Origin of the sequence: Cytobacillus gottheilii (assembly GCF_001636345.1) — a bacterium.
GTDB classification, from domain to species: domain Bacteria; phylum Bacillota; class Bacilli; order Bacillales; family Cytobacillaceae; genus Cytobacillus; species Cytobacillus gottheilii.
Window position 1 is genome coordinate 743,958 of record NZ_KV440945.1, and the last position, 14,300, is coordinate 758,257.

Genomic DNA, 14,300 nt, shown 5'->3' on the forward strand with positions numbered 1-14,300 from the left:
AATTAGAGGTGGAAACAATGGCTGAACTATCAAATTGCCCTAAATGTGATGCACTTTTTGTTATGAATCAATTCCGAAATATTTGTCAAAAATGCTATAACGAAGAAGAAAAAGCATATGAAACGGTTTACCAATACATTCGCAAACGTGAAAATCGCACAGCCATGATGAACCAAGTTGTCGAAGCAACTGGTGTTGAGGAAACACTGATCCTCAAATTTATTAAAACTGGGCGTCTGAAACTGGCACAGTTCCCGAACCTTGGCTACCCTTGTGAAAAATGCGGGACATCCATCCGCGAAGGGAAAATTTGCGCAACCTGTGCAGTCTCCCTGCGCAAAGAACTGCAAAATCACGCAACCGAAGAAGAACGCAAAAAAGACATCGAAAAACGCGACAAACAAGGCGCCTATTTTGTCTTTGATGACAAATAGAAATAACAACAAGTTAAAAGCAAGTAGGGAAAAAGTCATATATTTCTTACTTGCTTTTCTATTGAAAAATAATTTGTTCTTTTGCTTTGTTGTTTGGAGCGGAAGGGTACGAGACTCCTGCGGGAGAAGTGAGAAGGATGAGATTACGCAGGCGCAAGGCGCCGAGGAAGCTCAGCTCTCACCCGCGGAAAGCGAGTACCCTGCAGCGGAAAACAACACGCAGAAACTTAATAAAATCAGCATGCATAGATAAGTAAATTTTACTAAATGCTAAGAAATATTTAAAAATCTGCGTTTTTCACCGATAATAGAAGTAAGAATCATTTTGCACGGAAACGAAAGTGAGTGATAAGCAATGAAAATCAATAATATTGGAACTTCAGGAATGAATCCTTATAAACGCCAGATGAACAAAATTGATCAAACGAGCAAAAGTGCGGCATCTGCGTCTGATAAAATTGAAATCTCTTCTGCAGCAAAAGAAATGCAGCAGGCGTCTTCAACAACACAGGCCCGCCAAGCGAAGATTGACGATTTGAAAGTTCAAATCGAAAACGGCAACTACAAGCCAAATCCAAAAGATATTGCGAAAAGCATCGTCAGCTATTACACAAAACATTAAGGAGGGAAGCGCATGTCTGCCACTGCTCTTATAACAGCAATGGAAAATCTTCTGAAGCTGCACAAAAGTCTTAATGAGCTTGCAATTAAAAAGACTGACATTATTAAGGCTGGCGACATGCCTGCCCTTGATCAAATGCTGAAGGACGAGCAGTCCCATGTTGCCGCGATTGAAAAGATGGAACAGCTGCGGCAAGCTACCTGCAGTAAGGTTGTTCAGCAGGAAAAACCAACGCTTGAAGATTGTCTTCCTTTCTTAGAGGAAGATATCAAAAATAAAGCCTTAACCTTGAAGGACAGTCTGGTAAAAGAAGTGGAAGCACTGCAGGAGCGCAATCAGCTTAATCAGCAGCTCATTTACCAATCACTGCAATTCGTCAATATGTCTATGAGTCTTCTGCAGCCGCAATCGGTGCAGAACTTTAATTATACAAATCCAAAGAGTAACCAGTCTAAACCGCAAAAGGGCATGTTCAATTCACGTGCGTAGCCATACAGCGATCGGAGGATAACGATGAGATCATCATTTATGGGGTTAGAAACAGCACGCCGCGCGCTTTTCACGCAGCAGGGTGCTTTATATACAACTGCACATAATATTTCAAATGCAAATACACCAGGCTACTCCCGTCAGCGTGTTAACTTCAATCAGACGGAAGCCTACCCATCCATCGGCATGAACAGTCCGCTTCTGCCTGGCCAAATGGGAACAGGTGTTGAAGCAGGGTCTGTTCAGCGCATTCGCGAAGGATTCCTAGATTCGCAGTTTCGTAATGAAAACAATAAATTCGGTTACTGGAGCTCCCGCAGTGAGGCTTTAACACGAATGGAAGACGTGATGAACGAGCCTTCCGAGGATGGACTGGCTCAAACGCTTGATCGCTTCTGGAACTCTCTGCAGGACCTTTCCGTTCAGCCGGAAGACTCTGGAGCACGATCGGTTGTAAGACAGCGCGGAATTGCAGTGGCTGAAACGTTTAACTATCTATCAGGTCAAATTCAAGCGCAAAAAACAGACTTGGGTAATCAAATTGATCACTCAGTGAAAGAAATTAACTCGCTTATTAGACAAATCCAAAACATCAATAATCAAATCGGCGATGTTGAACCGCACGGCTACCTGCCAAACGACCTGTACGATGCAAGAGATGCCCTTGTTGATCAGCTGTCCGGGTTAGTGAATATTAAAGTTACTCCATCACCGAGCGGCGGCATGGCCAGCAGTATGGCTGAAGGCAAGTATACGATTGAAATTTTAAACAGTAATGGCAAATCAGTTGGCACACTTGTAGATGGGAAAAATAATCTCATTAACGAAATGACCGTTAAAAAGGATCAAGAATCTGGAGCAGTGACTGGCTTCACAGTCGGCAACAAAGAAATAGCTGCTGCAGATTTCACTTCAAACGGACAGCTGCTATCACAGATGCAATCATATGGATATATGGATGCAACTGGCGCTCAAGTTGGCGAATATCCGCAAATGCTTGCAAACCTTGACCTAATGGCTTTCCGTTTTGCCAATTCGTTTAATGCTGTTCACAACAGCGGCTGGAGCATCACTGAAATTCAAAATGGTGAAAAACAAGGCTTTGACTTCTTCTCTTTTGAAGGCGGCGAGCTGCGTTCACCTGAAGGTGCGGCTTCCAAGCTAAAACTCTCTGATGATATTAAAAACGAACTGAATAATATTGCCGCATCATCAAGCGGAAAAATGTTTAGCGGCGGCATTAGTGCTGGCGGAGCAAACACTGCGAGTGGCAATCCAACAGTACTAGGCGCTTTTGCTGGTGTTACTTCTACGGATACACCACCGGTAATCCATGACCAGGTAAAAATAGAAGTTTCCTATAATGGTGGACAGTGGACATATACAGCTACTGATATGAATACCGGCAACCCAATTACTGGGCATGAAAATCAAAATGTACCAGAGAACATGGAATTATTCGGTCTTAAATTAGATACCTCAACGATTAAAAATCTCAGCGCAGGCGACAGCTGGTCATTTGACCTTGAAGGAACAGGAGTGAATCCTTCCAATCAATCCTTTGTCGGAGACGGATCAAATGCATTAGCTCTTGCGAACGTGAAAGACAGCAACATGGAATTCAATGGCTCAACATCGAGCATTATGAGCTTCTATCAAGGAATCATCGGCCAAATGGGTGTTGATACAGAAGAAGCCAACCGCATGGTCCGTAATACAGGAAACCTAGTAGACACAGTCCAATATAATCGTTCATCTGTCAGCTCGGTTTCACTTGATGAAGAAATGACCAATATGATTCAATACCAGCACGCCTACAACGCTGCCGCACGGCAAATGACTGCCATCGACGAAATGCTTGATACAGTAATCAACGGCATGGGCAGAGTCGGCAGATAAGGAGGAAACTAAATGCGCGTAACACAATCCATGCTCTCAGCCAACTCGCTGCGGCATATACAAAACAGCTATAAAAACCTAGGTAAGCTTGAAGAGCAGCTTACAACTGGTAAAAAAGTAAGCCGCCCTTCAGACGACCCTGTTGTCGCTATGAAAGGCATGCGCTACCGCTCTCAAGTAGTTGAAGTCGAGCAGTTTAACCGTAATCTTTCAGAAGTGTATAACTGGATGGATAATGGGGATGCGGCTTTGGATGAAGTAAATTCTGTGATGCAGAGGATTCGGGAGCTGACTAGTCAAGCGTCTAATGATTCTTATGAAACATCTCAGCGTCAGGCGATTGCAAGTGAAGTGAAGCAGCTTCGTGATCACCTTGAATCTATTGCTAATACAAAAGTTAATAATAAGTATATCTTTAATGGTTCTGATACATCCGGTAAACCGGTTGATTTAAGTAAGGTTGATCAAGAAATCGATATAGCAACAATCAATGAAGGTAACGCAAAAGATTACACGCTTTTTGCGGAAGATGGTACACAGCTTCTTTGGAATGATACTAGCGGAGCATTCATTGACTCTAAGGGATCAAAGGTAGAAGTTCCAGTTACAGGCGAGTACGTGGCAAAGGAAGTTGGAGCTGTTTCGGTGAACCAAAGAGATGTTGATATTGAAGTAACAAAAGGTGTTAATCTGAATGTTAACATTACACCTCAAAATGTATTTTCTTTAGATTTCTTTTCGGACATAGGTAAACTTGTTACTGCATTAGAATCTCCTGAAACAAAGGGTGAGGATCTTAGTAATTTTCTTGGAGTTCTTGATGGCCATGTAGATAATATCATTTCAGAACGAGCTGAGCTTGGAGCCCGGTATAACAGAGTTGAAATGGTAGAAAGCAGACTATCATCCCAGGAGATCATTGCAAAGTCCACTATGTCAGAAAATGAAGATATTGACGCAGAAAAGACCATCATTGAACTGACATCACAAGAAACGTTACATCGTGCCTCTTTAGCGGTTGGCTCGCGAATTATACAGCCTTCTTTAATTGACTTTTTACGTTAAGCTATCAAATCTTGATAGCTTTTCTTTCTATTTTTAGATAAAAGTGGTGAAACTATGAACATGCCTTCTTTGCAGGTGCATCAAATAAGTGCACAATTAGGTATTAATATTTATCAGCCGACAATGAAAATGCAGCAGCCTCAAGCAGATATGCGCATTGAACAGCCTGCTGCTACATTAGAAATCAACTATAAAAAGTCTAAGCTGAATATTGATCAAACAGAAGCATTTGCGGATATTGATCAGAAAAGCGCTGCAAGAAGAACACGAGAGTGGGCAGAGCAAGGGAAACAAATGCTCGCACAAGGTGTGGCAAGAAGAGCGCGTGAAGGAGATCAAATGATGATGATTGAGAATGGCAGCGATGCTATTGCTCGGATCTCTAAGCAAAATACTAGCCCTCCTCTGAAAGAAATAGGGCTCGGTTTTTTGCCGAAAACACCATTTCGAGTAAAGATCGATTATGATCCAGGAAACGTCGATGTAAACTTTACTTCATCTAAGCCAAGAATCGATGTTACAGCAAATAAACCAATCATGCAGCATGAAAATTGGAAAGCAGATCCTTATCTAAGACAAAAAGATTCATTTGAAATTGAAGTCGTTAACTTCCGCATGGACCAGTATGTTTAAGAGGTGAAAAAGATGAAATTAGCCACGAAATATCAAGGAGAACAAGAAATTGATGAAAAACACGTTATTAATTTTAAGAATGGGATCCCTGGGTTTCAGGATGAAACAGAATTTGCCTTGCTGCCATTTTTAAATGAATTACCTTATTTTATACTGCAATCAACACAAACTCCAGAACTAGCCTTTGTGGTTGTGGATCCATATCCTTTTTTTCCGGAATATCAATATGAGCTTCCAGCAGCAATGATTGAATCCTTAAAAATAGAAAGTCACGAAAATGTTGCAACTTTTGTCATACTAACATTAAAAGAACCATTTTCAGCTTCTACTGCCAATTTAAAAGGCCCAGTGGTTATTAATGTGAAAGAGAAAGAGGGTAAACAGCTTATCCTAAATGAATCAACTTATGAGACCAAACATCCTCTTTTCCAAGCTGATCCTAAGGGGGATTTCTGATGTTAGTGCTGACTAGAAAAAAGAATGAATCAATTATCATCAATGACACAATCGAACTTACAATCCTAGCGATTGATGGCGACCAAATCAAACTCGGTATAAATGCGCCAAGAGAAGTCGACATACACAGAAAAGAAGTCTATCTGCAAATTCAAAAAGCAAACAGTGAAGCTTCCAATCTTCCTGCAAATTTGCTTGAGCTTTTGAAAAATAAAAAATAAAAAAGTAAAAATAACTCTAAAACTATTAAACAATATGCCGATATAATTTATAGAAGCTGAAGGGACGGCCGCTCTTCAGCCAAGCTAAACTAAAACTACCACATGGATGTGGGACACTCAAAATCAGGGAGGAAACAAACAATGATTATCAACAACAATATTTCAGCATTAAACACTTACCGTCAAATGGGCGTAAATAACAATGCTGGTGCAAAAGCAATGGAAAAACTATCTTCAGGTCTTCGTATCAACCGTGCAGGAGACGATGCTGCAGGTCTAGCGATTTCTGAAAAAATGCGTGCTCAAGTACGTGGATTAGACCAAGCTAGCCGTAACGCTCAAGACGGTATCTCTATGATTCAAACTGCTGAGGGTGCTCTTGGAGAAACTCACAACATTCTACAACGTATGCGTGAACTTGCTACACAAGCAGCAAACGACACAAACGTAACTGTAGACCGTAACGAGATCCAAAAAGAAATCAACCAGCTTACTTCTGAAATCAACCGTATTTCAAATACAACTGAGTTTAACACTCAGAAATTGCTAAGTGGTGGCGCTGGAACTGCTAATGGTGGAACTGGTACATCATTTACTGCAACTTTCCAAATTGGTGCTAACCAAGGCCAAAGCATGGAAATTGAAATTATGAACATGAGTGCAGCTGCTTTAGGATTAGAAGGAGATAAAGGTGCTGATGCAACAGTTGGTACTTCTGTTGAGGCTTTAACAGAGAATGATACTGTAGCGGGTGCAAAGTTCAGTGGTAATGGTGTTACTAACGGCACTAGCAGTGCTAAAACAGCTTCTGCATTAAGCGTTCAAAGCCATGATGATGCAACTGCAGCAATCAAAGTAATCAACAACGCAATTGAAACAGTTTCTGCACAGCGTTCTGATCTTGGTTCATTCCAAAACCGTTTAGAGCACACTATTTCTAACCTAAACAACTCTTCTGAAAACCTATCTGCAGCTGAATCTCGTATTCGTGACGTAGACATGGCTAAAGAGGTAATGGAAATGACTCGTGCAAACATCTTAGGACAAGCTTCACAAGCTATGCTTGCTCAAGCAAACCAAAAACCTCAATCAGTACTACAATTATTAGGATAATTTTCAATGAAAAGACGAGAAGACCTTGGATATTCAAGGTCTTCTTTTTTGTGTATTTTATTTTATGGATCCCCACATAATAAATGAAAGATTCTCTAAATTTCCTATAAAATAACTCTCTAGGTCCTTATAGCTATTCCTTTATAGAGATTGTTAACATTTGTAGAAGAATGTCGATATAAAACATATTGAAGAATCGGAGGAGTTAATTATGAAATTATTCGCCATGAATATGGAATTTACTTTTGAGAATAGTGAAATAGGCACAACAAAACTTATAGAGAAAATCAACGAACTCATAGCTGATAGCGATCAATTTTTTAGTCACTTAAATATAGATGGTAATGAAATTTATTCGGAACATATTGATTATATCTTGGACAACATATCTGAAATTAAAGAAATCACTCTAAAATTAAGCACGGTTGAAGAATTTGTCTCAAACCTGCTGGTATCTTTATACGATTATACTAATGGAGGAATTCCAGAAATAAAAAAAATGGTTGAAGAGTTATATCAAGACCCAACAGATCAAACATGGGAAACGTTAACCCTTCTATTAGAAGGTATTGGATGGATTTATCAGACAGTCAAAAGTATTGATGGTATAGAACATAATATAGTAGGCTGGGAAGAAGTTTTAAAGAGTATCGCGACTTTCGATACAGAGTTGCCTAATTTAATGGAAGCGATGGAAAATAAAGACTCAACTCTTATTGCAGATATTATTTTATACGAGATTTTACCACAATTTGAAATAATTAACGGAGAAACAGAGAGGAACTTTGAAGTAAAATGAAACTAACGAAGTGGGTATTTTGATGCAAAAAACAATGTATACGAATAAAAAAATCCTTATTATTGGCGGTACCGGGACTATAGGTCAGTATTTAACAAAAGAATTGCTTTTGCAAGGTCCAAATGTTATCCGAATTTTTAGCAGAGATGAATATAAACAATTTGAGATGCAGCAAGAATTACAGGAACATCAAAATATCCGGTATTTAATAGGTGATATAAGAGATGAGAAAAGGCTCTCTCGTGCAATGGAGGATATTGATTATGTTTTCCATCTTGCTGCTATGAAACATGTTCCAGCTTGTGAATATAACCCATTTGAAGCAGTCCAAACTAATGTGTTAGGCACGCAAAATGTTATACAGGCTGCATTAGAAGCAGGTGTGAAGAAAGTATTATTTACTAGTACGGACAAAGCTATAGCTCCAACAAATACCTATGGAGCAACTAAATTAACGGCTGAAAAATTAATTTCTGCTACTGAATATCAAAAGGGACCAAAGGATACAGTTTTTTGTTCTGTAAGATTTGGGAACGTAATGGGTTCACGTGGATCTGTTATTCCGCTTTTTATGAAGCAAATCCTAATTGACAAAAAAGTTAATGTCACAGATTTGGAAATGTTAAGGTACATGATGACCCCGTCGCAAGCGATTTCTCTTATTTTAAAAGCAAATGAGATGGCTTTTGGAGGAGAAGTATTTGTTTTAAAAATGCCTGTCATAAAATTGAAGGATTTAGTAGAGGTTTTAATTGAGGGAGTTAGCAAGAAACATAATCTGAATGACAAAGTGCAAATTAAAGAAATTGGTCTTCGTCCTGGGGAAAAAATGTATGAACAGTTAATGACTGAAGATGAGGCGAAGATAGCGTTAGAGACAGAAGAACTATTTATATTGCTACCTTCATTTGGAGGTAAAGGACCTAACTATAGAACATTAAAAAAATATAATGGTGAACCTCCATCTCCTTTTAATGAAGCTACAATTAAAAAGGATACTTTAAGACAGTGGCTGCTGAAAGAGGAGCTATTTTAAATGAAATTGCAAGAAATAACGGAACGGGGTGAATGTGTATGTATAAAGAAAGTTTAAACTACCTTAAATTACATTATCCAAGTGTTTTAAATATAGTAAAGAATGAATTTTTAGGTAATGACCTATTAGAGCCAATAATAGAAGAAACAAGAAGTCATGAATTAACGATAAAAGCTGTTACTCAAAATCAATCCATATACATTCATAGTAAGTATAACCCGTTAAAGGAAGCGGAAAGGATAATTCAAAATTATTCTAGTAACATTAGCAATGATACTCATGTCATGTTTTATGGGATTGGGCTTGGTTATCAGATTGAATACTTTACAAAAGTTTTTCCTGATACTAAATTTTCTATCTATGAACCGAGTATTACTTTGTTTAAAGAGTTATTAAATAATCGTATTTTTCCCAATTTTAATACACGTAATTTGGAAAAAATCTATTTAGAAAAAAATGCCAACTCCTTAGAAGGATATTTAAACGATTTCTCTTCATCAATATTCGGGGATGTTGTTTTGATTCCCTTGCCTAGTTATGAAAAAATATTTCCCAATCAATTTAGCAGTTTTGCAAAGAGGATAAAAATTGCTATAGAAGCAAGAGTTTATAACCTTGGTGTAGATTATCATTTTGCTAGGAGATGGACTCTAAATTCTTTAATGAATTTACCAACAACATTAAGTACTCCAAATTTTATTGAAGAGAAAAAAGATTATTTTAAGGACAAACCTGTATTAATTGTTTCAGCTGGTCCTTCATTACAAGATGAATATGATAACTTAAGATATATCAAAGAGAAGGGCTTAGCTTATATTTTTGCAGTAGGTTCGGCGAACAAAGCACTAATTGCAAATGATATCCTGCCAGATGCAGTATTAACATATGATCCACAAGAGCATAACTTTTCTGTTTTTAGTGTTTTTGAGAAAGAAGGAATTACTTCTGTACCAATGATATACGGTACTAGTGTTGGTTATGAGACAATTCAAAGATACCCTGGCCCTAAATTTCATTTTATAACATCACAGGACACAGTGTCTCCTTTTTATCTTGAGAATAAAAACAATAGTTATATAATAAATGATGCCTTTTCAATTGCAATTGTCACTATTGATATCCTATCAAGGTTAGAAGTAGGAATGATCATTTTAGTTGGGCAAAACCTCGCCTTTAAGGACAATTTATTCTATTCCAAAGATATTAACCGTGGGAGAAACAAAAATGCTGAAATTCAAAAAAAAGATATTATTGACTTAGTTGAAGTTGAGGATGTCTTTGGGAACAAAATAAACTCAAATTCTGCATTTAACCAAATGCGTTTTCTAATGCAGCAGTATATAGGAAAAAACAAGCATGTAGAGTTTATTAATACCACAAATGGTGGAGCAAAAATTGAAGGAGCTCCCTTCCAGCAACTAGAAGATGTAATAAATAGTAGACTACAAACTAAGGTTGTCTTAAAAGAAGCATTTTCTAACAACGTAATTGATTCAGGTCTTAAATACGTCACTGATAAAGTAAGAAAAATGCACAATTCAATGAGGGATTTTGTTAAGCTAATTATCGAAATCGATGACCAGATAAATACGTTAGAAGAAGTAGTATTAAATAATAGATTGACTAAGATTCAATCAGTTTATGTGAATTTTGATAAAAAGATTAGTAAGCTTCTAGAAAATGAATTTTATAATGTCTATATAAGACCAATTACTAGGGTACAATTTGAATTACTAGAGAAAAGTATACAAAAGGTTAAAAACGAAGAAAATCCGAAAGTTAAAGCTATACAGATTAAGAATTTATTTGGAGCATATTTGGATATATGTAAGCAAACATATAATGATCTTGCACCGACAATAAAGAACTATGTTCATAAGTATATTGAAAACAAAGATAAATACAAGGAATATAGAAGATACGAGAGTGATTCAGTAGAATTTCACTATACTGGGAATTGGTTGAAGCAAGAAACTAATCTTAAAAATAATAAATTCAAAGATCATACCGTCTATCGTTGTATGAAGACAACAAATAAAAATGAAGAAATAAAATTCAAATTCAGAGGTTCATTTATAAGAATTATCGGTGGGAAACATATTAATAATTCTTCGAAAATATCTATAAAAATTGATGGGATTCCATATATCTTCTCATCAAGTGACAAACTATATGATGAATGTTTTGTAATGGATTATGAAAATGTTCTTTTTGAAAAGCGAAAGCTGTCTAACGATATACATGAGATTGAAATTACAAACCTAGATGATAATTTTTTTGTTTTTCAAGCTATTGAAATAGATTCGGATGGACGTTTAATGCATAAGGATGAGGCTCTGAACATAAAAGAAATGATGATCGGGCAAAGGATTAGATGTAATATAAAAGATCAGATTATAGATGGGGTTGCTTCAATATCTAATATTGGCCAAGAAACTAAACCTCTAATATCTTATGAAAAACAAACACTCATAGGTGACTTTTATCTTATTAAATCTAACCAAGACATCTATGGAAATGACATATTTGTTAGTGACATTAGCCTTCCAGCAGTTAGATTAAAGTATAAATTAAATGATATATACGAAGAAATAGTTATAAATAAAATACCTATTATATGTAATGAGAAAGAATCAATTGAAATCGTAAAAAGTAGTTCTTATTTTAAGGAAGGGAGATATCCTTGCCATCCTTTTCAAGCATTTAATAAGGATTTAACAGATCAATACCAGACGTGGGCAACTGAAAAGGGAGAAACAAGTGGTTGGATAGAATTTTCATTTCCAGAACCGACATTAATAAGTGTTTACACTATATCTCTTCAAAAACCACATTTAAATTATGATACAGCACTGCGAATGCCTCAAAATTGGGTGTTTCAAGCATGGGGTGGAGATAGTTGGATATTGTTAGATGAGAGAGAAAATGTAACTGATTGGGTAATGTATGGACCAAAGAGATTTTTTGTGATTAACAATAAAAGTTTGTATAAAAAGTTTCGTATTAAGGTTATAAAAAATAATGGAGATCCTGAGTTTTTAGCTATTGGAGAAATAGAATATAATTAAAAGAAATGAGTGAAAATATGAACAATAAATTAAGGATATATATATTTGGAACAGGTAGCGGAGCGGAAGATTTATTAAGTTATTTAGACTTAAATAAGGTAGTAATTTTAGGTTTTTTAGACAATGATTTAAGAAAACATGGAGAAACTTTTAATGATAGCAAAATTATGGGGTTTAATGAATTAGAATTAACAGATTATGACAAAATATTAATAGCTAGTGAAAGTTATGCTCAAGAGATGAGAAGACAATTAATTGGACTAGGAATTCCCAAAAATAAAATATTTTCACCATTAGTTCATTTGCCAAAGTCAGGGATTGAAATGATCCGAAAAACTTTTAACATATACAAGGAATTTAATAAATACTGTAGTACAGCAAAAATACAAGCTCTATATAATGATTATGCAATAAGCACGATAGATAAGAGTGTTTCCAGGAGTGACATATCAATATATGATTACCCGGATTATCCAATAAAGGGGATTGATTTTGTCCGTATATCTACAATGGAATTTTTAGCTAAAGAAATAAATGAAAAAAAATTATCAGGGGCAGTTGCTGAATTAGGAGTATATAGAGGGGATTTCAGTAAATTGATCAGTAAGTTATTTCCTGAAAACAAATTATATCTATTTGATACATTTGAAGGCTTTAATGAAGAAGATATTAAAATAGAAGAAGATTTTTTACTTTCTAATGCTACTGAAGGAAGATATGGAAACACGAGTATTAACTTGGTTTTAGAGAAAATTTCTCGAACAAATGTAGAAGTGAAAAAAGGTTATTTCCCAGATACCACTAAAGGGTTAGAGGATGAAAAGTTTTCATTTGTAAGTTTAGATGTAGATCTATATAAACCCACATATGAGGGACTGTCTTTCTTTTATCCCCGTCTAGAAAAAGGGGGCTATATTATGATTCACGACTACAACTTAGATTACTACAAAGGAGTTAAAAAAGCTGTCAGAGAATTTTGCGAGGAAAAGAATATTAACATTGTACCAATAAGTGATTATTTTGGAAGTGCAATAATAACAAAATGAGGTGACTTCTTTGAAGATAATAATCTTTGGTACTGGAAGCTGCTGTATAGAAACATTAACTAAAATTGACCATAACAAAGTAGAGATTATCGGTTTTATGGATAATGACAAACAAAAACAGCATCGGACCTTTAATGGAAAATATGTATATAATCCTGAAAGTATAACTAGTCTAAATTATGATCTTATACTAATTGCAAGTGAGTATAGTGCAGAAATTATTAATCAATTGCTAGATTTGAAGGTTGATATTAGAAAAGTTATTCCTGTCTTACATCCCCAATTCACAAAGCAATTAGATGAAAAATATAAAGAAAAATTAAAAGACGTACAAAAAGTTGATTATATTAATCCAAGATTAAAGAAAAAAGTAGCATTATTAAACCTGAATAATTCGGGAAGTAATACATTTGCACTCTATAAGAATATGCCTAAATCTATAGAAGAAAAATATGATGTACAACTCATTAATAAAGAGGAATTGAGGGATGATTCAGATTTTGATTTAATTTGTTCCACTAGTATTTATAGTGTTTACAAACCATCAATAATAAATGTTCAACTATGGCATGGTTTTCCTTTGAAAAAAATCGGAACTAGAACCGATTTGTTTTTCAACTCTTATAGTGAAGATGTCAAAGTTAATACTGATAAAATAATTTCCTATTCTGAGACATACAGTACCTTATTTAATGCTAGTTTCCCAAATAGTCCAAATAAATATGAAATTTGTGGTATGCCGCGTAATGATTTCTTATTTGATAAAAATCCAGCACTAATGAAAGAGATTTTTGGGGAAAACATATTTGCAAAAAAAATCATCATGTACCTTCCCACTTATAGAAAATGGAAGGTTGATTTGAGAGAAAATGGCGACAGAAACTGGAATAATTTCTTTGGATTTAAGAAATTTTCTAAAGATAATTTTGTGAGTTATTTAAGAAAAAATAAACTATATTTTATTTGTAAACTTCATCATATGGAGTACAATCAATTAGATATCAACTTATATAAAGATTGCTCAGATGTAATTAAGTTTATTGAAGATGATGAGTTAGTAAATAGGAATATAGATCTATACGAAATAATTGCTAATATAGATTTATTGATTACAGATTACTCATCAGTTTATTTTGATTTATTGCTTACAAATATTCCTTTAATTTTTACACCTGTCGATATAGATTTTTATCAAAATAATAGAGGTTTTAATTTAGAGCCTTATGACTTTTGGACTCCGGGGCCGAAGGTTTTCAATCAGGAAGGTCTATTAACTGAAATTGAGAAAGCATTGAATCATGACTCATATAAACAAATTAGAGGAGTATTAACAAATATTGTTCATCAATTTAAAGATAATAAGTCAAGTGAACGAGTTTGGACATTATTAGATACTCTATTAAAGGGAAAGAGTTGAAA

14 protein-coding genes are annotated in these 14,300 nt (G+C 35.5%); all 14 read left to right on the plus strand.

The genetic code is table 11. The annotated features are described in order from the left end of the window. Nucleotides 1–17: 17 nt before the first annotated feature. The 14 genes from A6754_RS03470 to A6754_RS03540 all read left to right on the plus strand — a co-directional run bounded on the left by A6754_RS03470 (nucleotide 18) and on the right by A6754_RS03540 (nucleotide 14,298). A complete protein-coding gene (locus A6754_RS03470; RefSeq protein WP_066442527.1) occupies nucleotides 18–434 on the plus strand; it encodes a TIGR03826 family flagellar region protein in 417 nt (138 codons plus the stop codon). Nucleotides 435–789: 355 nt separating this feature from the next. Further along, nucleotides 790–1,056 (plus strand): flagellar biosynthesis anti-sigma factor FlgM, encoded by a 267-nt coding sequence (gene flgM / locus A6754_RS03480; RefSeq protein WP_066442529.1) that lies wholly within the window; start codon nucleotides 790–792, stop codon nucleotides 1,054–1,056. Nucleotides 1,057–1,068: 12 nt separating this feature from the next. Continuing rightward, nucleotides 1,069–1,545, plus strand: a complete 477-nt coding sequence (locus A6754_RS03485; protein ID WP_066442530.1) for a flagellar protein FlgN — start codon at nucleotides 1,069–1,071, stop codon at nucleotides 1,543–1,545. A gap of 24 nt (nucleotides 1,546–1,569) precedes the next feature. Then, complete coding sequence (flgK, locus tag A6754_RS03490) at nucleotides 1,570–3,444, plus strand: flagellar hook-associated protein FlgK (protein ID WP_066442531.1); 1,875 nt, start codon at nucleotides 1,570–1,572, stop codon at nucleotides 3,442–3,444. 12 nt (nucleotides 3,445–3,456) lie between these two features. Next, entirely contained in the window at nucleotides 3,457–4,509 is a 1,053-nt protein-coding gene (flgL, locus tag A6754_RS03495) for a flagellar hook-associated protein FlgL (RefSeq protein ID WP_066442532.1), read from the plus strand. A 54-nt stretch (nucleotides 4,510–4,563) separates the two neighbouring features. Next, complete coding sequence (locus A6754_RS03500) at nucleotides 4,564–5,142, plus strand: DUF6470 family protein (RefSeq protein WP_066442533.1); 579 nt, start codon at nucleotides 4,564–4,566, stop codon at nucleotides 5,140–5,142. A 12-nt stretch (nucleotides 5,143–5,154) separates the two neighbouring features. Beyond that, entirely contained in the window at nucleotides 5,155–5,598 is a 444-nt protein-coding gene (fliW, locus tag A6754_RS03505; RefSeq protein WP_066442534.1) for a flagellar assembly protein FliW, read from the plus strand. Beyond that, nucleotides 5,598–5,819, plus strand: a complete 222-nt coding sequence (gene csrA / locus A6754_RS03510) for a carbon storage regulator CsrA (RefSeq protein WP_066442535.1) — start codon at nucleotides 5,598–5,600, stop codon at nucleotides 5,817–5,819. The genes fliW and csrA overlap by 1 nt, the downstream gene beginning before the upstream one ends. 141 nt (nucleotides 5,820–5,960) lie before the next feature. Further along, nucleotides 5,961–6,932 carry a flagellin Hag gene (hag, locus tag A6754_RS03515; protein ID WP_066442536.1) on the plus strand — a complete coding sequence of 324 codons (972 nt, stop codon included), beginning with the start codon at nucleotides 5,961–5,963 and terminating at the stop codon, nucleotides 6,930–6,932. A gap of 211 nt (nucleotides 6,933–7,143) precedes the next feature. Further along, nucleotides 7,144–7,731, plus strand: a complete 588-nt coding sequence (locus A6754_RS03520) for a DUF8042 domain-containing protein (RefSeq protein WP_066442537.1) — start codon at nucleotides 7,144–7,146, stop codon at nucleotides 7,729–7,731. A gap of 22 nt (nucleotides 7,732–7,753) precedes the next feature. After that, nucleotides 7,754–8,767, plus strand: a complete 1,014-nt coding sequence (locus tag A6754_RS03525) for an SDR family NAD(P)-dependent oxidoreductase (protein WP_066442538.1) — start codon at nucleotides 7,754–7,756, stop codon at nucleotides 8,765–8,767. A 38-nt stretch (nucleotides 8,768–8,805) separates the two neighbouring features. Further along, entirely contained in the window at nucleotides 8,806–11,835 is a 3,030-nt protein-coding gene (locus A6754_RS03530; RefSeq protein ID WP_066442539.1) for a motility associated factor glycosyltransferase family protein, read from the plus strand. Nucleotides 11,836–11,852: 17 nt separating this feature from the next. Then, on the plus strand, nucleotides 11,853–12,881 hold the full coding sequence (locus A6754_RS03535) for a TylF/MycF/NovP-related O-methyltransferase (protein ID WP_180320188.1): 1,029 nt from the start codon (nucleotides 11,853–11,855) through the stop codon (nucleotides 12,879–12,881). A gap of 10 nt (nucleotides 12,882–12,891) precedes the next feature. After that, nucleotides 12,892–14,298: a CDP-glycerol glycerophosphotransferase family protein gene (locus tag A6754_RS03540; RefSeq protein WP_066442540.1), complete on the plus strand. Its 1,407-nt coding sequence runs from the start codon at nucleotides 12,892–12,894 to the stop codon at nucleotides 14,296–14,298. Nucleotides 14,299–14,300: the final 2 nt, after the last annotated feature.